This is a genomic window from Streptomyces sp. NPDC048565 (genome assembly GCF_040650935.1).
In the GTDB taxonomy this organism is placed as follows: domain Bacteria; phylum Actinomycetota; class Actinomycetes; order Streptomycetales; family Streptomycetaceae; genus Streptomyces.
Genome location: NZ_JBEZIH010000027.1, coordinates 63,016 through 88,977, shown reverse-complemented (window position 1 = coordinate 88,977; position 25,962 = coordinate 63,016). Strand labels below are relative to the sequence as shown.

The 25,962-nt window shown below is 70.2% G+C and carries 25 protein-coding genes and 2 pseudogenes; 14 read left to right on the top strand and 13 right to left on the bottom strand.

Annotated features, from left to right (window positions below):
* The first annotated feature begins 96 nt into the window (after positions 1–96).
* From glnII to AB0C75_RS28540, 4 genes are all read left to right on the top strand, one after another.
* Entirely contained in the window at positions 97–1,131 is a 1,035-nt protein-coding gene (glnII, locus tag AB0C75_RS28555) for a glutamine synthetase (RefSeq protein ID WP_362894602.1), read from the top strand.
* Between the two features lie 320 nt (positions 1,132–1,451).
* Positions 1,452–2,075 carry a winged helix-turn-helix domain-containing protein gene (locus tag AB0C75_RS28550; RefSeq protein WP_362894601.1) on the top strand — a complete coding sequence of 208 codons (624 nt, stop codon included), beginning with the start codon at positions 1,452–1,454 and terminating at the stop codon, positions 2,073–2,075.
* Positions 2,076–2,252: 177 nt separating this feature from the next.
* Positions 2,253–3,518, top strand: coding sequence for a sensor domain-containing protein (locus AB0C75_RS28545; RefSeq protein WP_362894600.1), 1,266 nt, complete (start codon positions 2,253–2,255; stop codon positions 3,516–3,518).
* Positions 3,503–4,150 (top strand): response regulator transcription factor, encoded by a 648-nt coding sequence (locus AB0C75_RS28540; RefSeq protein ID WP_362894599.1) that lies wholly within the window; start codon positions 3,503–3,505, stop codon positions 4,148–4,150. Before AB0C75_RS28545 ends, AB0C75_RS28540 begins: the two co-directional genes overlap by 16 nt.
* 18 nt (positions 4,151–4,168) lie before the next feature.
* Here the strand turns inward: AB0C75_RS28540 and AB0C75_RS28535 are convergent.
* Positions 4,169–4,477 (bottom strand): annotated as a pseudogene (locus tag AB0C75_RS28535) (MarR family transcriptional regulator); the annotation flags it as partial.
* A gap of 54 nt (positions 4,478–4,531) precedes the next feature.
* Here AB0C75_RS28535 and AB0C75_RS28530 point away from each other — a divergent pair.
* The 3 genes from AB0C75_RS28530 to AB0C75_RS28520 all read left to right on the top strand — a co-directional run bounded on the left by AB0C75_RS28530 (position 4,532) and on the right by AB0C75_RS28520 (position 7,851).
* A complete protein-coding gene (locus AB0C75_RS28530; RefSeq protein WP_362894598.1) occupies positions 4,532–5,017 on the top strand; it encodes a carboxymuconolactone decarboxylase family protein in 486 nt (161 codons plus the stop codon).
* Between the two features lie 62 nt (positions 5,018–5,079).
* Entirely contained in the window at positions 5,080–7,005 is a 1,926-nt protein-coding gene (locus AB0C75_RS28525; RefSeq protein WP_362894597.1) for a hypothetical protein, read from the top strand.
* A 111-nt stretch (positions 7,006–7,116) separates the two neighbouring features.
* The gene (locus tag AB0C75_RS28520; protein WP_362894596.1) at positions 7,117–7,851 is read left to right on the top strand and encodes a TetR/AcrR family transcriptional regulator; all 735 of its coding nucleotides are present in this window, start codon (positions 7,117–7,119) and stop codon (positions 7,849–7,851) included.
* On the opposite strand, the gene AB0C75_RS28515 is transcribed toward AB0C75_RS28520, so the two are convergent.
* The 4 genes and pseudogenes from AB0C75_RS28515 to AB0C75_RS28500 all read right to left on the bottom strand — a co-directional run bounded on the left by AB0C75_RS28515 (position 7,836) and on the right by AB0C75_RS28500 (position 14,132).
* On the bottom strand, positions 7,836–8,186 hold the full coding sequence (locus AB0C75_RS28515; RefSeq protein WP_362894595.1) for an isomerase: 351 nt from the start codon (positions 8,184–8,186) through the stop codon (positions 7,836–7,838). The two genes, AB0C75_RS28520 and AB0C75_RS28515, sit on opposite strands and share 16 nt — an antisense overlap.
* Before the next feature lie 197 nt (positions 8,187–8,383).
* Positions 8,384–11,020: pseudogene (gene pulA / locus AB0C75_RS28510) on the bottom strand (pullulanase-type alpha-1,6-glucosidase); the annotation flags it as partial.
* A gap of 266 nt (positions 11,021–11,286) precedes the next feature.
* The gene (locus AB0C75_RS28505) at positions 11,287–12,777 is read right to left on the bottom strand and encodes an alpha-amylase family glycosyl hydrolase (protein ID WP_362894594.1); all 1,491 of its coding nucleotides are present in this window, start codon (positions 12,775–12,777) and stop codon (positions 11,287–11,289) included.
* Positions 12,778–13,352: 575 nt separating this feature from the next.
* Positions 13,353–14,132 carry a helix-turn-helix transcriptional regulator gene (locus AB0C75_RS28500; RefSeq protein ID WP_362894593.1) on the bottom strand — a complete coding sequence of 260 codons (780 nt, stop codon included), beginning with the start codon at positions 14,130–14,132 and terminating at the stop codon, positions 13,353–13,355.
* A gap of 122 nt (positions 14,133–14,254) precedes the next feature.
* Here AB0C75_RS28500 and AB0C75_RS28495 point away from each other — a divergent pair, with 122 nt between their 5' ends.
* Together AB0C75_RS28495 and AB0C75_RS28490 are read left to right on the top strand one after the other, a co-directional pair.
* Positions 14,255–14,605 carry a nuclear transport factor 2 family protein gene (locus tag AB0C75_RS28495; RefSeq protein ID WP_362894592.1) on the top strand — a complete coding sequence of 117 codons (351 nt, stop codon included), beginning with the start codon at positions 14,255–14,257 and terminating at the stop codon, positions 14,603–14,605.
* The gene (locus AB0C75_RS28490) at positions 14,602–14,964 is read left to right on the top strand and encodes a DUF1330 domain-containing protein (protein WP_362894591.1); all 363 of its coding nucleotides are present in this window, start codon (positions 14,602–14,604) and stop codon (positions 14,962–14,964) included. Before AB0C75_RS28495 ends, AB0C75_RS28490 begins: the two co-directional genes overlap by 4 nt.
* A 235-nt stretch (positions 14,965–15,199) precedes the next feature.
* Here AB0C75_RS28490 and AB0C75_RS28485 read toward each other — a convergent pair whose 3' ends face one another.
* On the bottom strand, positions 15,200–15,637 hold the full coding sequence (locus AB0C75_RS28485; protein WP_362894590.1) for an ATP-binding protein: 438 nt from the start codon (positions 15,635–15,637) through the stop codon (positions 15,200–15,202).
* 164 nt (positions 15,638–15,801) lie between these two features.
* On the opposite strand from AB0C75_RS28485, the gene AB0C75_RS28480 reads away from it, so the two are divergent.
* Genes AB0C75_RS28480 through AB0C75_RS28470 form a run of 3 tightly spaced genes read left to right on the top strand, consistent with a single transcriptional unit; the run spans position 15,802 to position 17,388 of the window.
* On the top strand, positions 15,802–16,680 hold the full coding sequence (locus AB0C75_RS28480) for a helix-turn-helix transcriptional regulator (protein WP_362894589.1): 879 nt from the start codon (positions 15,802–15,804) through the stop codon (positions 16,678–16,680).
* Entirely contained in the window at positions 16,677–16,886 is a 210-nt protein-coding gene (locus AB0C75_RS28475) for a DUF397 domain-containing protein (protein WP_362894588.1), read from the top strand. The genes AB0C75_RS28480 and AB0C75_RS28475 overlap by 4 nt, the downstream gene beginning before the upstream one ends.
* Positions 16,887–16,896: 10 nt before the next feature.
* Positions 16,897–17,388 (top strand): hypothetical protein, encoded by a 492-nt coding sequence (locus AB0C75_RS28470; RefSeq protein ID WP_362894587.1) that lies wholly within the window; start codon positions 16,897–16,899, stop codon positions 17,386–17,388.
* Here the strand turns inward: AB0C75_RS28470 and AB0C75_RS28465 are convergent.
* Both AB0C75_RS28465 and AB0C75_RS28460 read right to left on the bottom strand, forming a co-directional pair.
* On the bottom strand, positions 17,309–17,857 hold the full coding sequence (locus tag AB0C75_RS28465; protein WP_362894586.1) for a GNAT family N-acetyltransferase: 549 nt from the start codon (positions 17,855–17,857) through the stop codon (positions 17,309–17,311). The genes AB0C75_RS28470 and AB0C75_RS28465 overlap by 80 nt on opposite strands.
* 10 nt (positions 17,858–17,867) lie before the next feature.
* On the bottom strand, positions 17,868–18,725 hold the full coding sequence (locus tag AB0C75_RS28460) for an SDR family oxidoreductase (RefSeq protein ID WP_362894585.1): 858 nt from the start codon (positions 18,723–18,725) through the stop codon (positions 17,868–17,870).
* A gap of 71 nt (positions 18,726–18,796) precedes the next feature.
* On the opposite strand from AB0C75_RS28460, the gene AB0C75_RS28455 reads away from it, so the two are divergent.
* Complete coding sequence (locus AB0C75_RS28455; RefSeq protein WP_362894584.1) at positions 18,797–19,399, top strand: TetR/AcrR family transcriptional regulator; 603 nt, start codon at positions 18,797–18,799, stop codon at positions 19,397–19,399.
* A 22-nt stretch (positions 19,400–19,421) separates the two neighbouring features.
* Here the strand turns inward: AB0C75_RS28455 and AB0C75_RS28450 are convergent, their stop codons facing one another.
* Complete coding sequence (locus AB0C75_RS28450; protein ID WP_362894634.1) at positions 19,422–20,117, bottom strand: SDR family oxidoreductase; 696 nt, start codon at positions 20,115–20,117, stop codon at positions 19,422–19,424.
* A gap of 166 nt (positions 20,118–20,283) precedes the next feature.
* On the opposite strand from AB0C75_RS28450, the gene AB0C75_RS28445 reads away from it, so the two are divergent.
* Complete coding sequence (locus AB0C75_RS28445; RefSeq protein WP_362894583.1) at positions 20,284–21,162, top strand: LysR family transcriptional regulator; 879 nt, start codon at positions 20,284–20,286, stop codon at positions 21,160–21,162.
* A 44-nt stretch (positions 21,163–21,206) separates the two neighbouring features.
* Here the strand turns inward: AB0C75_RS28445 and AB0C75_RS28440 are convergent, their stop codons facing one another.
* The 4 genes from AB0C75_RS28440 to AB0C75_RS28425 form a co-directional block, all read right to left on the bottom strand.
* Entirely contained in the window at positions 21,207–22,265 is a 1,059-nt protein-coding gene (locus AB0C75_RS28440; protein WP_362894582.1) for a LacI family DNA-binding transcriptional regulator, read from the bottom strand.
* Positions 22,250–23,932, bottom strand: a complete 1,683-nt coding sequence (locus tag AB0C75_RS28435; protein WP_362894581.1) for a glycoside hydrolase family 13 protein — start codon at positions 23,930–23,932, stop codon at positions 22,250–22,252. The genes AB0C75_RS28440 and AB0C75_RS28435 overlap by 16 nt, the downstream gene beginning before the upstream one ends.
* A gap of 121 nt (positions 23,933–24,053) precedes the next feature.
* Positions 24,054–24,932: a carbohydrate ABC transporter permease gene (locus AB0C75_RS28430; protein ID WP_362894580.1), complete on the bottom strand. Its 879-nt coding sequence runs from the start codon at positions 24,930–24,932 to the stop codon at positions 24,054–24,056.
* Entirely contained in the window at positions 24,929–25,945 is a 1,017-nt protein-coding gene (locus tag AB0C75_RS28425) for a sugar ABC transporter permease (RefSeq protein WP_362894579.1), read from the bottom strand. Before AB0C75_RS28425 ends, AB0C75_RS28430 begins: the two co-directional genes overlap by 4 nt.
* Positions 25,946–25,962 lie beyond the last annotated feature (17 nt).

The window sequence follows — 25,962 nt, the reverse complement described above, 5'->3', positions numbered from 1 at the left end:
CGGTAACACGGGGTTCACGCCAGGGCAACGGACGAGAAATCGCGTCTTGCGAAGCTGCGACGCATAGACCGCAGCACCCTCAGAAGGATGGCTTCCGTGACGTTCAAGGCTGAGTACATCTGGATCGACGGCACCGAGCCGACCGCCAAGCTCCGCTCCAAGACGAAGATCATGCCCGGCACCCCGTCGTCCGACGTGGCCGAGCTGCCCATCTGGGGCTTCGACGGGTCGAGCACCAACCAGGCCGAGGGCCACGCCTCCGACCGGGTGCTGAAGCCGGTCTTCACCTGCCCGGACCCGATACGCGGCGGTGACGACGTCCTGGTCCTGTGCGAGGTCTTCCACATCGACATGACCCCGCACGAGTCCAACACCCGTGCCTCGCTGCGCCCGGTCGCCGAGCAGTTCGCCGGCCAGGAGCCGGTCTTCGGCATCGAGCAGGAGTACACCTTCTTCGACGGCCACCGTCCGCTCGGCTTCCCCGAGGGCGGCTTCCCGGCCGCGCAGGGCGGCTACTACTGCGGTGTGGGCTCCGACGAGATCTTCGGCCGTGACATCGTCGAGAAGCACCTGGACAACTGCCTGAAGGCGGGCCTCGCCATCTCCGGCATCAACGCCGAGGTCATGCCGGGACAGTGGGAGTTCCAGGTCGGCCCGGTCTCGCCGCTCGAGGTCTCCGACCACCTGTGGATCGCCCGCTGGCTGCTCTACCGCACCGCCGAGGACTTCGACGTCTCCGCGACGCTGGACCCGAAGCCCGTCAAGGGCGACTGGAACGGCGCGGGCGCGCACACCAACTTCTCCACGAAGGCGATGCGCGAGGGCTACGAGGCGATCATCACCGCGGCCGAGTCGCTCGGCGAGGGTTCGAAGCCGATGGACCACGTCAAGCACTACGGCGCGGGCATCGACGACCGGCTGACCGGTCTGCACGAGACGGCCCCGTGGAACGAGTACAGCTACGGCGTCTCCGACCGCGGCGCATCGGTCCGTATCCCGTGGCAGGTCGAGCAGGACCGTAAGGGCTACATCGAGGACCGCCGCCCGAACGCCAACGTCGACCCGTACGTCGTCACACGGCTGATCGTCGACACCTGCTGCACCGCACTGGAGAAGGCCGGCCAGGTCTGACCGTACGCACGGGGAAGGGACGACAGGTACGGAAGGGGAGCGTGAGGAAGCTGACACAGCGGTCCGTACCGACCGGTGAGAGAACACTGCTGTGCGACGCCGATGTCTGCTTCAATGGGGGCATGGCCAGCTTCCAGTACATCGCGTCGGGTCGCAGCGACCTCGAGCCGTTCTGGCCCTCTCGTCAGCATCATGACTTCGACCGGGTGTGTTGCCGCGCGTGGAACGCGCAGGCCCTCTAAAGCCGTCTCACCCCGGCCTTCGGTCCGCGCGCACGACGTACGTCCTCGACGACTCCTCGCGCGAAAGAGCTGACCCTCATGGCGAACACCCGTCCCTTCCCCACCGCGTCCGCCGCCACCGCGGCGTCCGCGGTGCCCGCTGCGGCCACCACCACCGCTCGCAACACCCTGTCCCCCAACCGCCATCGGCTGCGTGCCGTCGACCGTGACGAGGTCGTCGAGCTCTCGGACGTGGCCGGTTTCCTGCCACCCGGCGCGACCTGGCTGCCCGCACCCGCGCACACGCTCCCGGCCCTGCCGGGCCGGCCTCCGATGGTCGGCTACCTGGTGCTCGTGCCCGCCGACCAGCAGCCGGCTCTGGCCGGTGCCGTGGCCTCGGCCCAGCACCGTGAGTTCGTGCCGGAGCCGGCCGCGCCTCCCGCCGGGCCCGTGGTGATCGACTCCACCCGGCGCACCGCGTCCGTGAACGGCCTCACACTCGACCTCACGTACCTCGAATTCGAGCTGCTCGCGCATCTGGTGGCGCACCCGCACCGGGTGCACACCCGCGATCAGCTGGTGACGACGGTCTGGGGTTACGGGCATGTGGGCGACGGGCGCACCGTCGACGTCCATGTGGCCCGGCTGCGCCGCAAGCTGGGCGTCGAGCACCGCAGGTCGATCCAGACCGTGCGGCGCGTGGGCTACAAGTACGCGCCCTGATCACACACCGCCCGTACGGGAGGCCCCGGGTTCCTGCCCGGGGCCTCCCGCCGTCTCAGGGGTGGTGCCAGGTACACCACCGTCGGGTGGCCGGACGGCTGACGGTGCCCCCTGACCACAGGCGAGACTGGGTGCCGAACGGGATCCGACGTGGACCCGGCGAGGGGAGACATCATCATGAATTCGGCACAGGGCCGGGCACGGACCGCGCTGCTCGCCGGTGGGCGGGCGTTCGTCCTGTCCTTCGCGAGCATCGTGGGCTCGGTCACTCTCTTCGTCCTGTCGGTCGTCTCGATCGTCTTCGTGCCGCTCGGCGTCGGGCTGATCACCACTCCACAGATCATGGAAGCGGTGCGCACGCACGCCAACCGGCGCAGACTGCTCGCCGCGGAGTGGTCGGACGTCCGTATCCCGGTCCCCTACCGGCCGTTCCCGAAGGATCCGCGCACCGGCTTCACCGGGCAGGTGGAGCGCACCACGCTGCTGCTGAAGGACCCGGCGACCTGGCGTGACCTGCGATGGCTGCTGCTCGACATGACGGCGGGCTATGTGCTGCTGGTCTTCGCCTTCGCGCTGCTGGCCTACCCGCTGGAGGGGTTCGTCCTGGCGGCGGGGCTGTGGCGGGTCTTCCAGGACGACACCTACTGGTACGCCTTCGTGCCGGTCACCAGCCAGGCGACGGGCCTGGCCGCCGCGGCACTCGGCGTCGTGTTCCTCCTCGTCGGCCTGTGGGCGAGCCGGCCCCTGCTGCGGCTGCACTTCGTGCTCGCCCGGGCGTCGCTCTCGCCCACCCAGGGGGAGCTCACACAGCGCATCGACCGGCTCACCGAGACCCGGCACGAGGCCGTGGACACGGCGGCGTCCGAACTGCGGCGCATCGAGCGGGACCTGCACGACGGGGCACAGGCCAGGCTGGTCGCCATGGGCATGAATCTCGGCACCATCGAGGCGCTCATGGAGAAGGACCCGGCCGAGGCCAAGAAGCTGCTGTCGATGGCGCGTACGTCATCCGCGGAGGCCCTCACCGAGCTGCGTGACCTCGTACGGGGCATCCACCCGCCGGTGCTCGCCGAGCGGGGGCTCGGGGACGCGGTGAAGGCGCTGGCGCTGCGGCTGCCGGTCGCGTCCGAGGTGACCGTGGAGCTCCCCGGCCGGGCGGACGCCCCGGTCGAGTCGGCGGCGTACTTCGCCGTCAGCGAGGCCCTGACGAACGTGGTGAAGCACTCGGGCGCCGACCGCCTGTGGGTGGACATGCACCACACCGACGGCATGCTGCGGATCTCCGTCACGGACAACGGCAAGGGCGGTGCGTCCGTCGGATCCGGCTCGGGGCTGAGCGGAATCGAACGCCGACTGGGTACATTCGACGGCGTACTGGCCGTCAGCAGCCCTGCGGGCGGCCCCACCATGGTGACCATGGAGATCCCTTGCGCGTTGTCCTAGCCGAAGATCTCTTCCTGCTCCGCGACGGCCTCGTGCGCATGCTCGAAGCCTACGACTTCGAGATCGCGGCCGCGGTCGAGACGGGGCCCGAACTGACCAAGGCACTCGCCGAGTTGGAACCGGACGTCGCCGTGGTCGACGTCCGGCTCCCGCCGTCCCACACCGACGAGGGCCTGCAGTGCGCGCTGGCCGCCCGACGCAGCAGACCCGGGCTGCCGGTGCTCGTCCTGTCGCAGCATGTGGAGCAGCTGTACGCCAGGGAGCTGCTGGCCGACGGCAACGGTGGCATCGGCTATCTGCTGAAGGACCGGGTCTTCGACGCCGACCAGTTCATCGACGCGGTACGCCGGGTCGCCGCCGGGGGCACCGCGATGGACCCGCAGGTCATCTCGCAGCTGCTGTCACGGCGCTCGGCGGACGAGCCGATCGTCGCCCTGACACCCCGGGAACGCGAGGTCATGGAGCTGATGGCACAGGGCCGGTCCAACGTGGCCATCGCCGCGCAGATGGTGGTCACGGAGCGGGCGGTGGCCAAGCACACCTCGAACATCTTCGGCAAGCTCGGCCTGCCCGTGTCCGACGACGACAACCGCCGCGTACTGGCGGTCCTCGCGTACCTCGACCGGGGCTGACCGCGGGGCCGGCGGAGCTCAGCCCGCGAACCACCTTTCCGCGTCCAGCCGGAACGCGGCCGCGGGCACCATCCTGCGCAGATCCGCCTCCAGGGCGCCGACCCGCTCCGCGCCCAACACCTCGACCCACTCCGCGCGGATCCGGTCGAAGCCCTCGGCAGATCTGATCAACACGTCGATGCCGCGCGCGGTGAGCCTGACCCGTTTGCGCCGGCGGTCGTCGGGGTCGTCGATCCGCTCCACGTATCCGAGGCCCTCCAGCCTGTCGACCGTCTTCCCGGCGGCCTGCTTGGAGACGCCGAGACGCCGGCCGATCTCGCTGGCGCTACGTACTTCCCCGATCACACCCTCGACTCGGCGCCACCCGCCGCGCGCCGCACCATGGAGGCCATGGGCAGGAAACAGGGCGGCCGGGTTCCGTCCGGCGTGGCCCGGCTGGCCACTTCGCCGGAAACGCTCGACGGCTTCCTCCGGGCGAGTGCGGCGTTCGAGTCGAGCACCCTGGACCCGCTGTCCCGCGAGGTCGTCGTCATGACGATGGCGACGCGCAACGCATGTCACATCTGCGTGGGACTGCACACGGCGAGACTGACGTCGCTCGGCGCGGCGCCCGAGCTCGTCACGGCACTGCGGGCCCCTGGCGGGCAGCAGCCCCTGCCGGACGAACGACTGGAGGGCATACGGCGGTTCACCCTTGCCGCGCTGGAAACGGCGGGCGCGGTCGGGGATGACGCCCTCCGGGACTTCCGGGCACTGGGCTACACCTCCCGCAACGCTCTGGAGGTGGTTCTCGGCATCGGCACCTACACGATCTCGACACTGGCCAACCGGATGACGGGAGCCTCCATGGACACCGTGCCGACGTAGCAGGCCCGCGCCCCGGGCGCACGCCGGAGTGACCATCGCACCATTCGCTCGTTCAGCTGAATATGCCACCACTGCGAGCAGTACCGCCGTCCGCCGGCCGCCCGTATGCGGGGCGGGCCGTCGGGGAGCGGGCCGAGGCCGCGCCCGCCGAGCACTACGCCCGGCTGGTGCGGCTCGCGTATCTCGTGCTGGCGCCCTCGCTCGGCCGCAACCGCCGGGTCCTGTCGGCCCATGGACTGGCCCAGCGGGCCCTGGCAGGCGGGCAGGCGGCGGATCCAGGGTTCGCGTACGCCCATGTACGCCTGCGGGTGCTGCGCTTCGCGCTGGAGGCGGGGCTGCCGCTGCTGCGGTTCGGCCGGCCGCGGCGGGCGCAGCTCCCGCCGCTGGTGCCCCAGGTGTGGGGGCTGCGGCTGTTCCCGCACTCCTGCGGCGCGGACGAACTGGCCCTGGAGCAGGCCCTGGCCGACACATCCGCGCCCTGCCGGGCCGCGCATGTGCTGCGTGGCCTCGAAGGGCTCGACGACGCCGAGGTGTGCCGGGTCCTGGAAGCGGCGGGTGTCGACGACCCACGGGCAGCCCTGCTGGAGGCCGACGCGCTCACGGCGCCCTACACCCTGCTGGCCTCACCGGAGTTCGACCCCTGTTCGCTCCAGGTCAGACCGACCGATCCGGTGCGCAGGCGGCGGCGCGGGCGCGCCCTGCTGGCCGGGGCCGGCGCCCTGCTGGTCTGCGGGACCCTGCTGCTGATGCCGGGGGACGGCCTGGGCGGCCCGCGCGCCACGTCCGCGCCGCTCTACTCACGCAACGCCACCGCCCAGCTGGCGCTGGATCCGGCCGAGGTGCGCCGGGTGCCCCAGGGGCTCTGGCGGGCGGCCGCGCGCCGGGACTTCACGGTCTGGCCCACGCGCGGCGACCGGACCGGGGACACCCGCCTGCTGGGCCGCGCCCTCGCCGCGTGGGCGCGGCCCGGCCCCGCGGTGGTCCCCTCGGCGACACCGGGCACGCCCGACGGGCCACCGATGGGTCCGCCACAGCTGCTGTACGCGGGCGAGGTCGGCCCGGCGGCCGTGGTGCTGTTCCACGACGGTCTGCGCGTCGTGCGCTACGCCGAGCCGCGCAACGCCGACCCGTCCGGGGGCGCGGCCCTGGACTTCGCCCGGGTGGACGGGGCGGACGCGGTGGGGGCGAGTGCCCTGGTGGTGCAGCGCAGGGCCGGCCGGATCCGCTATCTGACCGCCCCCTGGGTGCGGGAGGCCGGGGTGCGGGACCTGCTCGCGCCGCACGCGGCGGCCCGGCCGTTGCCCCGCGACCGTCACGGGGTGACGGACCCGCTGACGGAGCCCGGGACCCAGGAGGGGGCCCGGGCGGACTGCCACTCCTGGCAGGCCCTTGAGCTGGGGGACGGCACCACGGCGCGGCTGATGACGGATCTGGGTGAGCTCACCCCCGTACGCCTCACCTCCGGCGCGCCGTCCGCCCCGCACGATGTGTCGGGGCGGGCCGAGCGGGAGAGCTGGGCGCGCACCGCCTGTCTCCTGCCCACGGTCAGTTCCAACGGCGTCCGGTCGGTGAACTCCTGGCCGTACGCGGCGCAGCGGCTCCCGGAGGGGGCGGGGGACGCCCTGTGGTTCTGCACCAGGGCGGACACCTGGAGGGGCACGGGCAGCAGGGTCCTGGCGCAGTTCCAGGCGCCACCGGAGCTCTCGGGCGGCGCCGGTGCGCCGGCGGCGGTCGCGGCCCGCGCCGAGGACTCGCCGGACTGCGGGGTACGCCGGCCACGGGTGCTGGCGGGCGTGCTGTGGAAGTCGGACGGCGGCCGGTGGTACGTACTGGCGGCGGGCTCCCGGCAGTTCGTGTCCCTGACCGCGACGGGCGGCGTGACGGGCCGCGCCGACGGGCGGTTCCTCGCACTGCCCGCCGGCGAGGGCGACCGGCCCCGTCTCGACGGTCTGCTGACGGACGGCAGGCGGGCGGGGTCGCTGCGGTGACGCGGCCGCGCGTGTGCCGAGCCGGCGATCAACGCCGTTGACCGGGCCGCTCGGCCATAAGCGGCCCCCTGGAGTCCGCTTCCGCTTCCACCAGTCAGTACGCTGTTGTTCATGACGACCGGGGTGCGACGCAGGATGGGCGTCGATCAGCGCAGGGCCCAGTTGATCGGTGTCGCGCTGGAGTTGTTCAGCAGCCGCTCGCCCGACGAGGTCTCGATCGACGAGATCGCGGCGGCGGCGGGGATCTCGCGCCCGCTGGTCTACCACTACTTCCCGGGGAAGCGCAGCCTGTACGAGGCGGCGTTGAAGCGTGCGGCGGACGAGCTGTCCGGCCGTTTCCTCGAAGCACACGAAGGGCCCCTGGGGGCCCGCCTGATCCGCGTGATGCGCCGGTTCTTCGACTTCGTCGACGAGCACGGCCGTGGCTTCGCCGCCCTGATGCGGGGCGGCCCCGCGGGCGGCTCGTCCACGGCCAACGCCCTGGTGGACGGGGTGCGTCAGGCGGCGTACGAGCAGATCATCGCGCATCTCGACGTCCCGCAGCCACCCGCCCGTCTTGAGCTCGTCGTACGGTCCTGGGTGTCGCTGGCCGAGTCGACGGCGCTGCTCTGGCTCGACGGGAAGCACATCCCGCGTGCGGAGCTGGAGTTGCAGCTGGTGCACGACTTCGCGGCGCTGGCGTCGGTGAGCGCCGCGTACGACCAGGAGATGGCCGGCATCATGCTGCGGGTCTTCGCTCAGGAGCCGGCGGACGGCCCGTTCGGCGAACTGCTCGCCAGGCTCTCGGTCCTGGCGCCCGCCGCACCGGCCGTCCCGCCGCAGCGGCTGCCTCAGTCCTTGCGGTAGGAGGCGTCCAGGTCCCTGACCTCGGCCGAGGCATGGACGGTGAGACCGTCGGCGGGCTTCAGGTGCCCGGCCAGCAACGCCAGTACGGCTTCCGTCAGCTGGGCCTTGATCTCGGGGGTCCGGCCGGGCAGCAGGGCGATGGAGACGTTCACCACGGCGTCGCCCGTCTCGGCGTCTCCGGCGACGAAGGCATCGGCCCGGTGGAACCGGGTCTTGCAGGCGGCGACCTTGGTCGACACCGTCTCGGCGATGACCGGGTGCAGGGCGAGCGCGAAGCCGCGCCGGTCGAAGCTGTCGTCGAGCTCGGCGGAGTAGTCGACGGTGATCTGCGGCATCAGGCGCTCCTGAGGGCGGGTAGCGGTCCGTATATGTGTACAGCGTGCGTGGACATGTACGTGTACGGCTCCAGCTTCGCGTGCCCGCGCCGCGCGCACAAGGGAGGGCCGAGACGGCCGGTCCCGGCTTCCGCCACGAGGGCGGGAGCCGGGACCGGCTGGTGCGGTGTCGGTGCTGTCAGCGGTGTCGGTATCTGTCAGCGGTGGGAGAACACGGCGACCGTGCGTCCCGGCACGGTGAAGCCGCCCGACTTCCTCTCGTACGAGGACTTCTTGACCGTGGCGTCCGAGCCGGCCGCCTGCACGGGGTGCAGGGCGTACGCCTTCCCCGCGAGACCGGGGATCGCCTGGCTCTGCGTGCCGGGGGTCGCGTTCATGACGACGACGAGCTTGCCCAGGCGCATCGTGATGACCCCCGGGGTCTCCTCCTTGCCGGAGAGCGGGAAGGACAGGGAGTGCTGCACCTGTCCGGCGGTCGCGAGGCCGAAGTCCTTCTCGGTGGTGCGGATCCTGAGCAGGTCCTGGTAGGCGGCGGACGCACCGGTGATCTCCGCGCACCCGGGGGTGAGTGCGGCGGAGGTCAGCAGGGGCTTGCCGTAGGACCACTTGTCCTCGTTGTCGGCGGCGGGCGGCAACCCTCGGCCGAAGCCGTTGCCCTTGCGGCAGTCCCAGTTCAGCGTGTTGAACCAGTCACCACTGTCGTAGGAGTTACGGTCCAGCGACTTGGAGCGCAGCAGGTCCGTGCCGGCCTGGGAGAGCGACGGCCCCTGCGAGAGGGTGGCGGTCGCCATCGCCATGACCTGCATACGGGCCCGGTCGGCCGCCGTGGTGTCCGCGGGGAGCTTGAAGGCGAGGGCGTCGTAGAGGGTTTCGTTGTCGTGGGCGTCCGCGTAGGCCAGCGCGTCGCCGGGCGCCGCCGCGTAACCGGCCGGGGCACCGCCGTAGTCGACGCCCGAGCCCTTGACCGTACGGCCCTGGCTGTCGGTGAAGGTGTAGTCGGCGAGGTTGCCGGTCAGGCCGACCTTGATCAGGTCCTGGTAGTGGAGCAGCCGGGCCTTCTGTTCGGCCTCGGTGCCGTTGGCGGGCGAGGCGTTGGGGTCGGTGTAGAGGCCGGAGGCGAAGCCCTGGACGCCGGGGTCCTCGTCGAAGGGGCCGCCGCCGCGCACGGCGTCGCGGGCCCGGTCGGAGAAGGTGGCGATGCCGGTGCCGGCCATGTTCTTCTGGGTGGCCTGGACGAAGCGCGCGTCGTCGGCGATGTCACCGAAGTTCCAGCCCTCGCCGTACAGGACGATCTTCTTCCCGTCGACGCCGTCCCTGGCGGGGGTCAGCGCGTCGAGTGCCTCGCGGACGGCCAGGATGTTGGCCTTCGGGTGGTGGCCCATCAGGTCGAAGCGGAATCCGTCGACCTTGTACTCCTTGGCCCAGGTGACCACCGAGTCCACGACGAGCTTGCCCATCATGGTGTTCTCGGTCGCGGTGTCGGCGCAGCAGCTGGAGGTGTCGACGGTGCCGTCGTCCAGGAGCCGCTGGTAGTAGCCGGGCACGATCCTGTCGAGGATGGACTTGTCGTCCTGCCCCGAGGCGACGGTGTGGTTGTAGACGACGTCCATGACGGTGCGCAGCCCGGCGCCGTTGAGGCCCTGGACCATCTGCCGGAATTCGACGGTGCGCTTGGTGCCTTCGGGGCCCGAGGCGTACGAACCCTCGGGCACCGTGTAGTGCAGCGGGTCGTAGCCCCAGTTGAAGCCGTCCTTCGCGGCGGCCTCGGTAACGCAGGCCTGCTGCTCCTCGGAGTCGGCGGCGTGGGCGGGCAGGTCGCAGCCCGGCTCCTGCTGGTCGGACTTCTTCTCCGGGACGGTCCCTATGTCGAAGGCGGGCAGCAGGTGCACATAGCTGGTGCCGGAGTCCGCGAGCTGCCTGAGGTGCTTCATCCCGTCGGAACGGGTGTCGGTGAAGGCGAGATACTCACCGGGGTGCTTCGACGTGCTGTCCGTGATCGAGAAGTCACGGATGTGCAGTTCCTGAATCTGGGCGTCGCGCAGCGGCACGGCTGCGGGCTTCCTCAGCGCGGACCAGCCGCGCGGCGCCAGCTTCGGGTCGTCGAGGTCGACGACGAGACTGCGGGCGGAGTCGGCGGTCAGGGCGGTGGAGTACGGGTCGGTGACCTTGTTGGTGACCATCTTCCGGACGGTGGGCGCCCAGACCTGGACGACGTAACGGTAGGACGCGCCTGCCCAGCTCTTCTTCCCGGTGACCGACCAGACGCCGGTGCGGTCGTCGCGGCGCATCGGAACGGTCGCCACCGCCTTCCCGCCCTTGCCTGCCCTGCTGCCCTTGCCGCTGCCGGCTTCGAGTTCGAGCGACACGGTGCGGGCGGTGGGTGCCCAGACGGAGAGCGTCGGGGTGCTCCGGCGGAAGACGGGGCCGAGGTCGGACCGGCTCGCGGCCTTCCCGTACAGCGCGTCCAGCACACTCGCGGTCTGTACGCCCGTGGCGGCGAGCAGCGCACCGTCCGCCGCCCGCTGGGTGGCGATCAGCTGGCCGCGCAGGGCGGCCCGGGCCTTGCCACGGTCGCGGGTGTCGACGGTGAACGCCGGGAAGTCCTTGAGGTGCGGGTACTTCGCCTTCTGCGCGTCGGTGAGTCCGGCGGCGCCGAGACGGATCCGCTGCCCCGCGTCGGAGAGGTCACCGTCGACGACGGAGATGCCGCCGTTCTTCGCGTACACGAGCTGCTGGCTGGTGGCGCCGGTGGCCTTCACCTTCCAGACGACGGTGTTCGCGTCGATCCACTGGGCCTCGGACTTCGTGAGGTCCACGGACGGGGCTTCGCCGGCGGTCGTCGAGGCGAGGGCGCTCGGCCTGGGAGCGGCGGACACGGAGGCCGCCGGCACGAGGGGAAGCAACGCCGCGCACAGCAGCGCGGCCGCCCCTCGGCGGAGGGTGGTTCGGGACACGGGCGGGTACTCCTCGGCGTTCAGGGGGATCAAGCGGCGGTGTGAAGCGGCAGTGTGAAACGGGGGTGCGCAGTGGCGGTGCGAAGCGGTGCGGGCCGGGGAGCCGGGGACGCTCGCCCCGGCTCCTCGGCCCGCGGAGGTGTGGATCAGCTGCGCCAGACGTCGGCGGTCAGGGCGACCTTGCCTGAGGACGGCACGGTGGCGGTACGGTCGGCGCCGCTCTCCCAGGTGATGTTGCCGCCGGTGCAGGTACGGGCGTCGACGTGCAGCGCGACGGCGGTGTTCGCGCCCAGGGTGGCGGTGAACTGTCCGGATCCGTCGACGGTGACGCCGTTGCCGGACTGGACGTCGCAGTAGTCGCCGGCGGGCAGGGACGTCTGGAACGTACGGCTCAGCGAGGAACCCTCGTGGTTGATGGCGACGTACGCCTTGGAGCCCCGGCCGAAGGCGATCTGGTCGCCGCCGTTGTCCCACCAGTCCGAGACCCCCTCGCCACCTGCGGCGTTGCGGAAGCCGACCATGGAGGAGATCTCGGTCCAGGCGTGCTGGCACTTCCAGCCGTCGCTGTAGCAGGCGTTCACCTGGCCGCCGTTGGGCGGGCCCGCGTCCTTGTCGGACCACTCGTATCCGGAGTGGACGTCCGGGGAGCCGTAGGGGTAGGCGAGCATGAAGACGTTCGCCAGGGTGTAGTTGGCGCCGTCCTTGTAGTTCAGGGTGTCGCCGCCGCGCTCGGTGTCGTGGTTGTCGACGAAGACGGCGGACTTGCCGGACTCCATGAAGCCCCAGCCCTCGCCGAAGTTCTTCAGCTCGGCGAGGTTCTCGTTGTTGAAGACCTGCTTGAGACTGCGGCCGTAGCGGAACTCCTGGACGTCACCCGTGCCGAGGTACTCGGACGGCGAGACCGCCTCGCCGTCCCCGTATATCGCCTCCTGCTTCCAGTACACACCGGGGTCGCCGATCCGGGACTTGATGTTGGCGAGGTCGCCGGCCGGCATGTGCTTGGCGGCGTCGATCCGGAAGCCGTCGACGCCGAGCGAGAGCAGGTCGTTCAGATAGCCGGCGATCTTGCCGCGTACGTAGTCCTCGCCGGTGTCCAGGTCGGCGAGCCCCACCAGTTCGCAGTTCTGGACGTTGGCCCGGTCGCCGTAGTTGTTGATGTCCGACTGGCAGTCGTCCATGTCGCTGACCGAATAGGTGCCCGGGTAGTCGTACTTGGAGTACGAGGAACCGCCGGTGCCGGTGCCGGAACCGGACGACATGTGGTTGATGACCGAGTCCGCGACGACCTTGACCCCGGCCCCATGGCAGGTGCTCACCATGTTCTCGAAGGCCGTACGGTCCCCGAGCCGGCCGGCGATCTTGTAGCTGACGGCCTGGTACGAGGTCCACCACTGCCCGCCCTGGATGTGCTCCTGGGGCGGCGAGACCTGGACGTAGCCGTAACCGGCGGGGCCGAGACTGTCGGTGCACGCTGCCGCCACCGAGTCGAACTTCCACTCGAACATCACCGCGGTGACGTCCTTCTCACCCGACGGCGCGGCCTGGGCCGTACCGGCGGCGCCGAGCCCCGTGGGGACGGCGAGGACCGCGGCGCCCAGGACGAGGGCGAGCGCACCGGGCAAGGGTCTGTGTGCCATGAGGTTCCTCCTGCGGCGGGGGGCAGAGCGGGGATGGCTGTGCAGCCTCACATGGCAACGCGCCGTGCCCTCAAGGCTCATGAAGCTTCTTGCAGCAAGCCTGCAAAACTTCATGTGCGCAGACCGTACGAGCCGGACCTTCCCTGGTCAACCCTCTGGACACGACGCGATTACATCCCGCTCACATCCACGAAACCGTGGAGATTTCTTCCTGCAAGGCCTTACGCAAGATATTGCGAGCCTGTTAAGTTCGTCCCGACTCCGGCCCGGTCGGCCGGGGGGCCGGAAACCCGGACCCCACGCGCCCGGCCGACCGGGCCGGTCACTGCGCGGAGAGGTCCGGACGTCGCTTCCCCGCCGGCCCGAACCCGGGCCGACCTCCGGACCTCTCCCGTGCGGCGCGGCGGTAATGCCGCTTGGTTGAACGCCACGGAATGGTCCTGTCCCTCGCTGGGCAGGGCGGCCAGTCTCCTACGACGCCAGAGGCGCGGTGGTCTGTTCGCCGTGCTCGCGCAGCATGCGCATGACGGTCGCGGTGAGGGGTGCCGGCCCCTCTTGGCGCCGCTGGTGATTGTCTATCGCTGATCGAACCGGCGTCGAGTCTCGTCGTCGGCCGGCAGGAACGTCTCCAGATGCAGCCCCTCCAAGGCCGCATCGGTGGCGGTGCTGAGGGTGGCGGAGGCGCTGAAAAAACGCAGCGGGCAACCGTCGACGTCGATTTCGAGGGTGATCACCGGCCCTGTGAGGGAGCTGGAGGCATCGGGTTTGCCGACGTAACCCGCGATCTCCGCGGCAAGCTCGTGGTGGCGCTGATCATGGGTGCGCTCGGCACGGTGACTCACCTGTTGCAGAAGGTGGCTGCCCCACTCCGCGAGATTGCCGACCCGGCGGGCCAGCCCGTCCGGATGGAGGCAGACCCGGACCACATTGATCGGCGGCTCCAGCAACTCCGGCGCGCAACCGGCCAGCAGCTGATCAACGGCAGCATTGGCGTCGATGATGTCCCAGTGATCGTCCAACAGCAGGGCGGGGTAGGGCAGGTGGGCGTCGAGAAGCCGGCGCAGACCATCCATCACCACCTCGATCGATATGTCGTCCCATCGGTGGTCCTGATAGCGCGGTGCGTAGCCGGCGGCCAACAGGAGCCGGTTGCGTTCCCGCAGCGGCACATCCAGGTTGTCGGAGAGACGCATGAGCATCTCCGGCGTCGGGTGCGCCTTGCCGGTCTCCACCCGGCTGAGGTGCCGGGTGGACACCCGCGATCGGTTGGACAGCTCCTGCTGGCTGAAACGGCGTCGCTCACGCCAGGTCCGCAACAACGCACCGACCGGTAGGGCTTCGGCTGCAACGCTCATGCCCATGAGCCTAAGGGGCCATGTCCGGGTGGCCATGACCTGTGAGGTCATGGCTCTGCCGACCGGGACCGGACCAGGATGTGGGACATCAGCCGATCGAGATACACGGGAGAAAATCAATCATGAAGGCTGTCGTTCAGCAGTACCTGGCCACCTGGAACGCGACCGGCGACGAGCGTGCGGCCCTGCTCTCCAAGCATTGGTCGCCCGCGGCGACCTACACCGATCCGATGGCCGAGGTCTCTGGCCACGATGGGATCACGGCAGTCGTCGATGCCGTCCGGACGCAGTTTCCCGGGTTCGTGTTCACCCCGGTCGGCGAGGCCGACGCCCACCACCGCCAGGTGCGTTTCCGCTGGGGCCTGGGCCCGGAGGGAGCCGAGCCGCTGGTGATCGGATTCGATGTCCTGGTGCTGGACGAGTCGGGCCGGATCCAGGACGTACACGGTTTTCTGGACAAGGTGCCGGCATGACGGCGCCGCGCGCGTACGCGATCGGTTACCTGAGGGATGTCGAGGCCGGCCCGGAAATCGCGGAGTACATCGAGCAGGTCGAGGCCACGACGGCACCGTACGGCGGCCGCTTCCTCGTGCACGGCGGGCAGCTCGTCGGGCATGAGGGAACCTGGGGCGGCGACATCGTGATCCTGGAATTTCCCGATCTGACCAGTGCTCAGGAGTGGTACGCGTCGCCGAACTACCAGGCGATACTGCCTCTCCGCACCGAGCACTCAACCTCGATGGTCGCCCTGGTCGAGGGCGTACCCGACGGCTATCGAGCCAGCGCGAAGATCCCGCAGCCGTTCCCGAATCAGGACGCTTCGGCCGGGTGATCTGTGCTGAACGCCGGAGAGGTGTGAGACGAGCTCCGGATATTCCTGGAAGATGCGGTGCATCGCTTCGTGCGGTGCGCTGACCATGAAGCTCCGTTCGGAGAGCTGGAAGGGATTGCCGAGAGCATATGCCCGACAACCCTCCCCAGATCCATCCCAGTTGGCCAATATCATCCAGGTGAGTGACAAGGTGCGAAGTGGGGCTGCTCGGCCCAGGCAAGCGAGGTAGTGGCCGTCACCGCCCGAGGTCGATTTCCGCCCAGACCGTCTTGCGCGGGACCGGCCCGACGTCCACGCCCCAGCGGTCCGCAAGTGCCTCGACGATCAGCAGGCCGCGCCCCGACTCCGCGTCACCCGGGGTCGCCTCGACGGTCCCTGGCGCGGGAGGGAGGCTGTAACCCTGGGTATCGGACACCTCGATACGGAGAAATGCCTGGTGGTGGACCGCGAGGTATAGCCGAAAGTCCCGCCCCGGTACGCGGCCGTGCGCGACAGCGTTCGTGGCCAGTTCGGCAACGATGTTCGCCGCCGGCTCCGTGGGCAGCCCCCATTCGCCCAGATGCGCCGTGGTCAGCAGGCGGGCGAGCCTGGCACCCCGGCGGGTGGAGGAGAGCAGCACGGTGAACTGCCGCGCGGGAGCGGAATGTTCGGTTCGGGTGATTTCTTCGGTCATATCACTCAGCGTGGCCCCGATTGCTTACCGTGAAGAGGGATCAGCCGGTTACGTACGGCGACTGTCCTGTCTCTGTCCGGCGCTGTCCCGACTGTCCGGGGTGACGTGCCGGGGACGACAGGGGTTGGTGCAAGAACGGCAAGCGCGTCGGAAGTGGGGCACGGATGAGCGTGGACGAGGCAGGTACGGCACGGGGTAACGAAGGGGCTGACGAGGCGGGTTGGGACGTCGATCCCGATGACGAGTCGGGAGTCACCATGGCCGCCACGGTGGGCCGCCAGATCAAGGCCTGGCGGGAGGCCGCAGGCATGCGGGCCGGGGAGTTCGGGGCCGCGATCGGTTACGGGGAGGACCTGGTCTACAAGGTGGAGGGCGGCCGCCGCATCCCTCGGCCGGAGTTCCTGGACAGGGCGGACGAGGTACTGGGCGCGGGTGGCAAACTCGCCCTGCTGAAGAGGGAGATGGCGGAGGTCCGGTATCCGAAGAAGGTGCGTGACCTGGCGAGGTTGGAGGCACAGGCGGTCGAGCTCCTCGCATACGGGGACCACAACCTGCACGGTCTGCTTCAGACCGCCGAGTATGCGCGGGCGCTCTTCGAGATGCGGCTACCCGCGTACTCGCCGGATGCGATCGAGCAGGCGGTCGCCGCTCGCATGGCCAGGCAGACGATCTTCGAGCGAACCCCAGCTCCTGCACTCAGCTTCGTACAGGAGGAGGCAACGCTGAGACGCCCGCTCGGGGGCACAATGGTCCTGCGCCGCCAGCTCGAACATCTGCTGTCCGTAGGTGAGTTGCGGCAGGTCTCCATCCAGGTCATGCCGATCGCTCGCGAGGAGCACGCCGGAATGCAAGGAGAGACGCAGGTGCTGAAGTTCAAGGACGGAGCGGCACTGGGCCGCTCGGAAGGGGCGTTCAACGGCCGCGCCGTATCCGACCCGAAGCACCTTCGAGTGCTTGAGCTGCGGTATGGCATGATCCGGGCCCAGGCTCTCACCCCTCGGGAGTCGCTGGCCTTCATCGAGCAACTTCTGGGAGAAACATGATCAGCGAGCTGCCCGCCGAGGGCGCTGACGAACTGAATTGGTTCAAGAGCAGCTACAGCAGCAACAGCAGTGAAGCGGACTGCGTCGAGGTGGCCACTACCCCCCGCACCGTGCACGTCCGTGACTCCAAGGATCTGCCCGGCCCCCACCTCGGCTTCACCCCCACCACGTGGGCAGTCTTCCTGACGTACGCCGCCGAGAACTGACGGCAGGCACGTGTTCGCGCTGCGCGAGCGGTGGAGCAGACAGAGACCGTGGGTGAGATGGGTCCTCGCGGTGTACGTGATCGGGTTCCTTGAAGGATTCGGCGCCCACGTTCTGGATCTGGCCCGTGCCGGCATCCACGCCTACGCACCGTTCCAGTGGGTGCCGCTGCAAGTGTTCTTCGTCGCCCTGGTGGTTCTCGACCCGCTGGTCGTCGTCCTGGTGATGCTCACGCGGAGGGCAGGGGTCTGGCTGGCAGGCGCTGTGATGGTGATGGACGCCGGCGCGAACTGGATAGGCAACTGGCACTGGTTGAAGGATGATCTCGCGGGATTGTTGCGTCTTGACGGGCTATTGGTCATCAATCTGTTCGGCTTGTTCGTCGTCGCGTTCCTGCTTCCGTTGCATCACGCGATGGCCGAGCTCAAGCCGGCCGCGTGGCCGGGGGAATGGCGCCGAACCACTGCTCGGCGCCGTATTCCTCGAACCGGTCCACCTCGGTGAATCCCAGCTTGGCCGCGAGGCGCATCGAGCGGGTGTTGGCGGTCTGGGTGCAGAGCACCACCGGTTCGCCGGGAAGCGTGTCGGCGCACCACGTGAGTGCTGCTGTGCACGCCTCGACGGCGTATCCGTGTCCCCACGCCTCCGGCAGGAAGGTGTAGCCGAGTTCGGCCTCCCCGCCGTCCGGGCTGATGTGCCCCGGGCGTTCCGCGCCTCGCCGGTCGAGGGCGACCATGCCGATCATCGCCCCGTCGAGGTCGATCACGAAGAGGCCGGGGCGCCGCCCGGGCACCTCGGGCACCGCGCGTTCGAGCTCGTCGCGCGGTCGGGTGCCGCCCAGGTACGTACGCACCTCGGGCGAGGAGAAGAGTTCGATGAACGCCGCCCGGTCCCGGGCCTCGGACGCGCGGAGCAGGAGCCGTTCCGTCCTGATCGGTGCGGGTGGCCAGGTGACGGGTCCGAGTCCGGTCATGGCGGGCAACCTATCGCATGTCCTTGGGAGTTGCCCCCGGCCCGGCCGTATCGAGGACGGCCGAGCGCAGGGACGCGACGACGCCGCCGTCGACGAGCAGATCGTTGCCGGTGATGAAGGTCGCTCCGGGGCCGAGCAGGAAGGCCGCCGCGTCGGCGATGTCGTCGGGGGTCCCCAGGCGACCGGTTCCCGACGCGGAGACCATGGCACGCATGTGTTCGCCACTGTCCCCGTCGAGTTCCTTCAGCCCCATAGGCGTCGCGATCACGCCGGGGCTGATGGAATTGATGCGGGCGCCCCGCTCTCCCCAGGAGGTAGCTGCGGCCTGGACACGCAGCCGGTTGCCGTACTTCGCCAGTACGTAGGCGCCCTGTCCGAGGACTTCCGGGTCGGTGAACGGCAGGCCCAGCAGCGCGTCGGCGGGTGAGTGCGCGAGGGCGCCCTCCTGCTCCGCGCTCAGAGGGGCGGGCAGCATGTGACCAGCCATGCTGGCTATCACCAGGCCCGCACCGCCCGGAGCTACGACCCGCCCGAACGCCTCGATGACCAGAGCCGTGCCGAGCAGGTCCACCCGCAGAACAGCGGCGGCCGAGGCCTGCACCGGAGAGAGGCCCGCCGTGTGGACGACCTGGGTGACGGGTCCGAGCCGCGCCGCCATTTCGGCGAGGGCGGCCACCGAAGGCCGGGAGGAGACGTCGACCGCTTGCGTCGTGACGTCGTGGCCCTGCCCGCGCAGCAGTTCCGCGACGGTGGTGAGCGTCTCCTCGTCGTAGTCGGCGAGCAGCACCTTGTTGCCCGTGCCCTGGCGCCGGGCGATGGCCTGCCCCATTCCCCCGACACCGATGACGACGACCACGTTCGCGCCCATGGCGGCACCCTCCATTAACGTTACGAACCGTTTCGTAATTAAAATGGAGTCTACTCGTAGGATGGGGCTCCATGGACGATGCGAGACGGCCGGGGCGGCCCCGGGACGCGACCAGGGACGAGGCCATCCTGAAAGCGGCGCGCGAGGTCCTCGTGGACGAGGGCTACGCCGGCCTGTCGATGGAGAAGGTCGCCGCGGCGGCGGGCGTCGGCAAGCCCACGCTCTACCGCCGCTGGTCCTCCAAGGCCGCCCTCGTCGGCGACGCCGTGCTGCACAGCTTCCTCGCGGCGGCACCCGGCTTCGACTCACCCGGTCCGCACGACACCGGCACCACCCAACAGCTGACCGCATGGGTCCGGGCGTACGCCACATCCGTCGGGGACCCGCACCACGCGGCCATGATCCGGGCCCTCGTCGCGGCTGCCGCAGAGAGCCCGCACGATGCGGAGGCTCTCTACAGGCAGCGCACCCACGCGCAGTACACGGCCATCCTGAGCTGGCTGCGCGCGGGAGTGGCCGGCGGCGAGTTGCGTGCCGACGCCGACCTCGAAGCGGTCGCCGACGCGCTGATCGGCTCGGTGCTCTACCAGTTGCTCACGGGCACGGAGCACGGAGCGCCCCGACGGGCCGAGCACCTGCTCGACATCCTGCTGGCCGGACTGCGCCGCAGCTGACCCGCAGCCCCCGTCCCCGCGGTCACCAGGGGACGACGCCCTCGTCGTCGAAGAAGCCGCCGCGCGGCCCGTCGTCCGGCAGGGTGGCGAGCCGGATCGCGATCGCGGCGCCCTGCTCGGGCGTCCGTGGTGCGTTGAAGCCGGTGAAATCGGTCGCGACATAGCCGGGGCAGCCGGCGTTCACGATGATGTCCGTATCGGCGAGCCGACGGGCGTACTGGGCCGTGATGCTGTTGAGCATCGACTTCGACGGTGCGTACGCGGCCATCGCCGGACCCGTCTGTAGCGTCAACGAGCCCATGTTGCTCGACATGTTGACGATGCGCGGCGAGCCCGCACGGCCGAGCAGCGGGAGCATCGCGTTCGTCACCCGCACGACCCCGAGAACGTTCGTTTCGAGGACGGTGCGGACGACGTCGAGGTCGAGCGTCACCGGGTCCTGCGCGCCGCCGTCGGTCCGGCCGGAGATGCCCGCGTTGTTGACGAGGACGTCGAGTCGTCCCGCCGTCCGTTCGATGGTCTTCGCCGCCGCGGCGACGCTGCCGTCGGAGGTGACGTCGAGGGCGACGCCGAACGCGTCGACGCCTGCGGCACGCAGCCGCCCGACGGCCTCCTCGCGCCTGGCCTCGTCACGCGCTCCCACCGCGACCGTGAAGCCGATCGCCCCGAGCCCCTGGGCGATGGCGAAACCGATCCCCTTGTTCGCGCCGGTGACCAACGCGGTCCTGGTGCCCTCGGTGTTCTCGGTGTTCTCGGTGTTCTTGGTGTTCTTGGTGTCCTTCGTGGTGTTCACCCGGTCCATGCTCGGCGTCCCCGTGATCGTTGTCCAAGACCGGTCCGGTACATCGTGATACCTGCCAGGTATCAGGACGTAGGCTTCCGTCATGGACGATCTGGAGACCCGCGAGCTGCGGTATTTCATCGCCGTAGCCGAGGAACTGCACTTCGGGCGTGCGGCCGATCGGCTCGGGATCGCGCAGCCGCCGCTCTCGCGCGCGATCCGTCTGCTGGAGCACCGGCTCGGCGTCCGGCTCCTCGACCGGGACCGTCGCGGGGCGGCGCTCACCGGCGCGGGCAGGGTGCTGCTCCACGAGGCCCGGACCGCCCTTGACGCGGTGGAGGCGGCCGCGCGTCGGACGCGGCGTGCCGGGGATCCGAAGCGGCCGCTCGTACTCGTGACGAAGGCCGGGGCGTCCCACGCGCTGCTGCGACAGCTCCTCGACGCGCTGGCGAGCGAATCCGGTGCGCCGCCGGTCGAGGTCCTGCTGTGCGAGGTCGGCGAGCAGGCACGGCGACTGCGCGACGGACAAGCGGACGTGGCCCTGATGCACCGCCCGTTCGACGACCTCGCCGGGTTCGACACCGAGGATCTCCTCGTCGAGAGCCAGATCGCACTCCTTCCCGCCGGGCATCCGCTCGCGTCGCGCGATCAGCTCACGACGGCGGATGTACGCGATGTGCCGGACCTGCCCATAGCCCGGTGGCCCCGGCTCGACGGGTCCTACCCCGACGGTCCGGGCCCGGAGGTGCACACCCAGGCGCAGCTCGCCCAACTCGTCGCACTCGGGCGGACGTTGCTCGTCATCCCGGCATCCAGCCGGGCGTGGCAGTGGCCCGATCACATCGCGGTTCCCGTCACCGACGCCCCGGACGTCACCACGGTGCTGGCATGGCCGCACGGCAGCCGCTCACCGGCCGTCGCCGCGCTCGTCCGCGCGGCGGCCGCGCTCGGTGACGCCGCGCCCTCCGGGCCCGGACGCTGACGGGGCCGGGTCCCCCCTCCGGACCCGGCCCCGCTCACGCCCGTTCAGGCGCCCCGCACCGCCGCGGTGGAGCCGCGTACCACCAGCTCCGGCTGGAACACGTACTCCGTACGCTGCACGGGGCTTCCCGCGATCTCCTCCAGCAGTGCTCCCACGGCCGCCGCCGCCATCGCCTGCACCGGCTGGCGCACCGTGGTCAGGGGCGGGTCGGTGAAGGCGATGAGCTGGGAGTCGTCGAAGCCGACGACGGAGACGTCACGCGGGACGTCGTAGCCCCTCCCCCGGGCCGTGCGCACCACGCCCAGCGCCATCAGGTCGCTGCCGCAGACGATGCCGGTGCAGCCCTCGTCGAGCAGCGCACCGGCCGCGACCTGGCCGCCCTCGACGCTGAACAGCGTGGAACAGACGAGGAGTTCGGCCTCGTCGCGGTCCATGCCCAGCAGCGAAACGGCCGCGTCGACGAAGCCGTCGCGCTTGCGCCGGGAGGGCACGTAGCGCTGCGGTCCGATCGCCAGGCCGATCCGCCGGTGCCCGAGCTCGGCGAGATGGCTGACGGCCATGCGTACGGCGGCCTGGTCGTCGGGCGAGACGAACGGGGCGCTGATGCGCTCGTTGTAGCCGTTGATCAGGACGAACGGCACACCGCGTTCGGTGAGCGCGGCGTACCTCGACGGGTCGGCCGAGGTGTCGGCGTGCAGCCCGGACAGGAACACGATGCCGCCCACACCACGCTCGACGAGCTGTTCGACGAGCTCGTCCTCCGTCGCGCCGCCGGGCAGCTGGGTGCAGAGCACGGGTGTGTAGCCGTGCCCGGCGAGCACCTGCTCCACGGACTGGGCGAACGCAGGGAAGATCGGGTTGGTGAGTTCGGGTGTCACCAGACCGATCAGCCCGGCGCTGCGCTGCCGCAGCCGTACGGGCCGTTCGTAGCCGAGGATGTCGAGCGCCGCGAGCACCCGCTGACGCGTGGTGTCCGCGACGCCCGGCTTCCCGTTCAGCACCCGGCTGACGGTGGCCTCGCTGACCGTGGCCTGTCCGGCGATGTCGGAGAGCCGCAGCGCCGGTCCTGTCCTGGGTGCGGGGACGGTCACACCGTCCACCACACCGTGGTGTCCGCGGGCAGCTCGAACGTCGCGCCGTCCTCGGTGACCGGGCCGCTGGCGAGCAGCAGGGTGCCGGGGGCGGGGATACGCACCGGCGTGCCCGTCGTGTTGACGGTGCAGACGAAGCCGGGGCGGCCGAGGGCGAGGACACCCTCGGGTGCGTCCAGCCACTCGACGTCCGTGCCGGCGCCGAGGCCGGGGTGCTCGCGGCGGGCGGCGATGGCGGCGCGGTACAGCTCCAGCGTGGAGCCCTCCGTGCCGGCCTGCGCCTCGACGGAGTACGTGCCCCAGCTGTCGGGCTGCGGCAGCCAGCTGCCCCCGCTGCCGAAGCCGTACGAGCTGCCCTCGCGGGTCCACGGGATCGGCACGCGGCAGCCGTCGCGGAAGCCGTCCTGGCCCTCGGCTCGGAAGTACGACGGGTCCTGGCGGACCTCGTCGGGCAGGTCGGTGACGTCCGGAAGGCCCAGTTCCTCGCCCTGGTAGACGTAGGCCGAGCCGGGGAGCGCCAGCATCAGCAGGGTCGCGGCGCGCGCCCTGCGCAGGCCGAGCTCGCCGTCGCCGGGGGTACGGATCTGGGTGCCCAGGCCCGGCGGGTTGGCGAAGCGGGTGGTGTGGCGGGTGACGTCGTGGTTGGAGAGCACCCAGGTGGTGGGGGCGCCGACGGGGCGCATCGCACCGAGCGAGGAGTCGATGACGGCGCGCAGCTCGGCGGCGTCCCAGGCGGTGGAGAGATACTGGAAGTTGAAGGCCTGGTGCATCTCGTCGGGCCGCACGTAGTTCGCGGTGCGCTCGACGGTGGGGGTCCACGCCTCGGCGACGGCGATGCGGTCACCGGGATACTCATCGAGGATGGTGCGCCAGCTGCGGTAGATCTCGTGCACGCCGTCCTGGTCGAAGAACGGCAGGACATCGTCGGCGCTGCCCAGCAGCTTCACCTGGTCGTGCGCTCCGAGGTCCGGCAGGCCCTCCGCCTTGACGAGGCCGTGGGCGACGTCGACGCGGAAGCCGTCGACACCCATGTCGAGCCAGAAGCGCAGGATGGAACGGAACTCGTCGGAGACGGCCGGGTGTTCCCAGTTGAAGTCGGGCTGCTCGGGCGCGAAGAGGTGCAGGTACCAGTCGCCGGGGGTGCCGTCCGCGTCGGTGGTCCGCGTCCAGGCGGGGCCGCCGAAGACGGACTCCCAGTCGTTGGGCGGGAGTTCGCCGTCGGCGCCCTTGCCAGGGCGGAAGTGGTAGCGGTCGCGCAGGGCTGATCCGGGGCCGTCGGCGAGGGCCCGCTTGAACCATTCGTGCTGGTCGGACGAGTGGTTGGGCACCAGGTCGACGATGATGCGCAGGCCCAGGTCGTGGGCCTCGCGGATCAGTGCGTCGGCGTCGAGGAGTGTGCCGAACATCGGGTCGATCGCCCGGTAGTCGGCGACGTCGTAGCCCGCGTCGGCCTGCGGAGAGGCGTAGAACGGGCTGAGCCAGACGGCGTCCACACCGAGGTCCCTGAGGTACGGGAGGCGCGCGGTGATTCCCGCGAGGTCCCCCATGCCGTCGCCGTCGCCGTCGGCAAAGCTCCGTGGGTACACCTGGTAGATCACCGCGTCCTGCCACCAGCCGGTGGGCTGGCCCGGGGCGTCGTCGGACGGGCCGGTGGAGGGGGCAGCAAGGTGCTGGGTCATGTCGTCCCTGTGGTGTCTGGGTGGGGAGCGGCGCCGGGACCGGGTCGGGGATCCGGCGCCGCCCTGACGGGTGCGGTCGTACGGTCGTGCGGGACTGCGTCAGACGCTGTCGAGCGGCCTCTCAGCCCTTGACGGCTCCGGCGGACATGCCGGTCACCAGGTGCTTCTGTGCGAAGAGGAAGACCAGCGCGGCCGGGATCGCGATGAGCACGGACGCCGCGGTCATCGGGCCCCACTGGGCGCCGTACTGGTTGACGAACTTCTGCAGTCCGCCGGCGAGCGTGAGGTTCTCGTCGCCGACCATGAAGGCGGAGGCGTAGGCCACTTCGCCCCAGGCGGTGATGAAGGAGTAGAAGGCGGTGACGGCGAGTCCGGGCTTGGCGAGCGGCAGGATGAGCCGCCAGAACGTACCGAACGGCGTGAGTCCGTCGACCTGGCCCGACTCGTCGATCTCGCGCGGGATCGTGTCGAAGAAGCCCTTCATCATCCAGGCGCAGAAGGGCACCGAGATGGTGAGGTAGGTGATCACGAGTCCGGCCGGCTGGTTGAGCAGGCCCAGCGTCGACATGATGTTGTAGATCGGCACGATGAGGACGGCGACCGGGAACATCTGGGTGACGAGCAGGGTCCACATCAGGCCGCGCTTGCCGGGGAAGCGGAAGCGGCTGACGGCGTAGCCGGTGGTGGCGGAGACGAACACACCGATGACGGTGGAGAGTCCCGCGACGATCACGGAGTTGCCGAACCAGCTCAGGAACTCGGTGTCCTTGATCAGGTTCGTGTAGTTCTCGATCGTCGTCTCTTTGAGGAAACTCGTGGTCGAGGCGTACTTCGCGGGCTTCAGCGAGGTCAGCAGGACCCACAGCACCGGGAAGACCGCGATCACCGACGTGATGATCAGGGTGAGGTGCAGGGCCAGGGAGGCGGCCGGCGAGCGTTCGCCGCGCCGACGGGGCTTACGGGCGTCGTGCCGGGCGGGGGTTGCCGTAGCGGTGGTCACCAGTTGTCTCCCTGCGTGCGGAGCACTCGCCGGTACACCATGGCGAAGAGCATCAGGAGTATGAGGATCAGCACGCCCCAGGTGGAGGACTGCGCGAAGTCGCGCGGGCTGATCTCGAAGGAGAATTTGTACGCCTGGGTCACCAGGATCTGGGTGGCCTCACCGGGTCCGCCGCGGGTCAGCAGGAAGATCACCGGGAACATGTTGAAGGTCCAGATGGTGGAGAGCAGGACCACCGTGGTGGACACCGGGCGCAGTCCGGGAAGCGTGACGTGACGGAAGCGCTGCCAGGCGGTGGCACCGTCCATCTCGGCGGCCTCGTACTGCTCCGAGGGGATCGACTGCAGTCCGCCGAGCAGGGCGACCATCATGAACGGCACGCCGAGCCAGACGTTGACGGCGATGACGGAGAACTTCGCCCAGGCGGGGTCGTTCAGCCAGGGTACGGCGTCGATGCCGGCGCCGCCGAGGATCTTGTTGAGCAGGCCGTTGTTCTCGTTGTAGAGGAAGCGCCAGGCGAAGACCGAGACGAAGCCGGGGATCGCCCAGGGCAGGATCAGCGCCATGCGGTAGGCGGAGCGGCCGACGATCCTGCGGTTGAGGATGTTGGCCAGCGCCATGCCCAGGCAGAAGGTGATGGCCACACAGGAGACCGTCCACACCAGCGTCCAGCCCAGCGTGCCGAGGAACTGGTTGCCGCTCAGGGCGTCGGCGTAGTTGTCCAGGCCCACGAACTCGTACGTGGCGGGCATGTCGTTGACGCCGATGGACCGGGCGACGTTGCGCTCGTTGGCGTCCGTCAGCGACAGCCAGATACCGCGGACGAGCGGATAGCCGATGATCACGCCGATCACGATGACGACCGGGGCGACCATGGCCCAGGCGTACCAGTGGACCGAGAGGGCGCGCCTGAGCCTGCTCGGCGGCGGGGGGTTGCCAGTACCGCGGCTCCGGCCGCGAGCGACGTCGTCGCCCGCGGCCTTCGCCACCGACTGGCTGGTGTGGACAGCCATCAGTCGGCCTGCCTTCC

Coding starts and splice junctions, on each gene's coding strand:
- AB0C75_RS28475 (WP_362894588.1), top strand. CDS start 16,677: ATGATCAGCGAGCTGCCCGCCGAGGGCGCTGACGAACTGAATTGGTTC.
- AB0C75_RS28485 (WP_362894590.1), bottom strand. CDS start 15,637: ATGACCGAAGAAATCACCCGAACCGAACATTCCGCTCCCGCGCGGCAG.
- AB0C75_RS28455 (WP_362894584.1), top strand. CDS start 18,797: ATGGACGATGCGAGACGGCCGGGGCGGCCCCGGGACGCGACCAGGGAC.
- AB0C75_RS28550 (WP_362894601.1), top strand. CDS start 1,452: ATGGCGAACACCCGTCCCTTCCCCACCGCGTCCGCCGCCACCGCGGCG.
- AB0C75_RS28495 (WP_362894592.1), top strand. CDS start 14,255: ATGAAGGCTGTCGTTCAGCAGTACCTGGCCACCTGGAACGCGACCGGC.
- AB0C75_RS28500 (WP_362894593.1), bottom strand. CDS start 14,132: ATGAGCGTTGCAGCCGAAGCCCTACCGGTCGGTGCGTTGTTGCGGACC.
- AB0C75_RS28490 (WP_362894591.1), top strand. CDS start 14,602: ATGACGGCGCCGCGCGCGTACGCGATCGGTTACCTGAGGGATGTCGAG.
- AB0C75_RS28530 (WP_362894598.1), top strand. CDS start 4,532: ATGGAGGCCATGGGCAGGAAACAGGGCGGCCGGGTTCCGTCCGGCGTG.
- AB0C75_RS28465 (WP_362894586.1), bottom strand. CDS start 17,857: ATGACCGGACTCGGACCCGTCACCTGGCCACCCGCACCGATCAGGACG.
- AB0C75_RS28435 (WP_362894581.1), bottom strand. CDS start 23,932: ATGACCCAGCACCTTGCTGCCCCCTCCACCGGCCCGTCCGACGACGCC.
- AB0C75_RS28520 (WP_362894596.1), top strand. CDS start 7,117: ATGACGACCGGGGTGCGACGCAGGATGGGCGTCGATCAGCGCAGGGCC.
- AB0C75_RS28425 (WP_362894579.1), bottom strand. CDS start 25,945: ATGGCTGTCCACACCAGCCAGTCGGTGGCGAAGGCCGCGGGCGACGAC.
- AB0C75_RS28505 (WP_362894594.1), bottom strand. CDS start 12,777: ATGGCACACAGACCCTTGCCCGGTGCGCTCGCCCTCGTCCTGGGCGCC.
- AB0C75_RS28545 (WP_362894600.1), top strand. CDS start 2,253: ATGAATTCGGCACAGGGCCGGGCACGGACCGCGCTGCTCGCCGGTGGG.
- AB0C75_RS28525 (WP_362894597.1), top strand. CDS start 5,080: ATGCCACCACTGCGAGCAGTACCGCCGTCCGCCGGCCGCCCGTATGCG.
- AB0C75_RS28480 (WP_362894589.1), top strand. CDS start 15,802: ATGAGCGTGGACGAGGCAGGTACGGCACGGGGTAACGAAGGGGCTGAC.
- AB0C75_RS28445 (WP_362894583.1), top strand. CDS start 20,284: ATGGACGATCTGGAGACCCGCGAGCTGCGGTATTTCATCGCCGTAGCC.
- AB0C75_RS28460 (WP_362894585.1), bottom strand. CDS start 18,725: ATGGGCGCGAACGTGGTCGTCGTCATCGGTGTCGGGGGAATGGGGCAG.
- AB0C75_RS28515 (WP_362894595.1), bottom strand. CDS start 8,186: ATGCCGCAGATCACCGTCGACTACTCCGCCGAGCTCGACGACAGCTTC.